The organism is Oleiphilus sp. HI0125, from assembly GCF_001635355.1.
The window spans coordinates 1-797 of the sequence record NZ_LWGF01000698.1; the positions used below are offsets into that span (position 1 = coordinate 1).

Genomic DNA, 797 nt, shown 5'->3' on the forward strand with positions numbered 1-797 from the left:
CTCGATCTCCACGATAAGCTAGTAAGGTTGTCTATTGCAGATTCTGGTATTGGTATTCCTGAAGAAGAACGATCCAAAGTCTTTGATCGCTTTTATCGTGTTGCTAAAAGCCGCTCTCAACCGGGGAATGGCTTAGGCTTGAGTCTTGTACAAGCGGTTGTCGAACTGCATCAAGGAGAAATTAAACTTAGCGATAATGAACCAGGTTTGATTGTGACCCTTGAGTTGCCTGAAATTGATATCGTAGAAGGGAATGAGATTAAAAATGAACAAGCAGGAATAGAAGTTTCTACACCTGCTTAAACATTTGAAAAATGCTAATTATGCCGCGCGTTTTACTCGCTTAAACGCGTAAGTCGCGGGAAAGGTAACTAATTCGAAGCCACTTTTTGCTAGCTTTTCAGCAGCAGAAAATGTCTCTTCAACGTTTGCTTTCGTGCTTTCCGCGCGTGCTTTTAAGCTATCTACTTCGCCTTCAACACGTTTTTGTCCTGCAAAAATCGCAGCAATCAGTGTATGTCGATTGATCTGATTTTCAACTCCCATGCTATCAAGCTGAAAGCCTAAGTTATCTACTTGTTTAAATACTAACTCGCCTATTTGTTGTAGCTTTCTGTTCATGATGTTTTCTCGTGTAAAGTCGTCTGAACTGTGCAAATCACATACGCTTAACAAATAAAGGTATGTTTGCACTGATGGCCGGAACGATACGAGTTTTCCCTAGGCGCTTCAACCTAATTTGCCTCACTCAAAAATATCACGCATAACTACTGCCCGTGATTATTCTTCAAGCTATA

Annotated in this window: 2 protein-coding genes; one reads left to right on the forward strand and one right to left on the reverse strand. The window is 40.9% G+C overall.

What is annotated here, in order from left to right:
- Nucleotides 1-303, forward strand: a 303-nt coding sequence (locus A3762_RS10090; protein WP_197469190.1) for a sensor histidine kinase KdpD, incomplete at its 5' end; no start/stop codon positions are given.
- 18 nt (nt 304-321) lie between these two features.
- Here A3762_RS10090 and A3762_RS10095 read toward each other — a convergent pair.
- Nucleotides 322-621 carry a hypothetical protein gene (locus tag A3762_RS10095; RefSeq protein ID WP_068755255.1) on the reverse strand — a complete coding sequence of 100 codons (300 nt, stop codon included), beginning with the start codon at nt 619-621 and terminating at the stop codon, nt 322-324.
- Between the last annotated feature and the right edge of the window lie 176 nt (nt 622-797).

Excerpts from the sequence above, each read along its gene's own strand:
- A3762_RS10095 (WP_068755255.1), bottom strand. The coding sequence starts at position 621 with ATGAACAGAAAGCTACAACAAATAGGCGAGTTAGTATTTAAACAAGTA.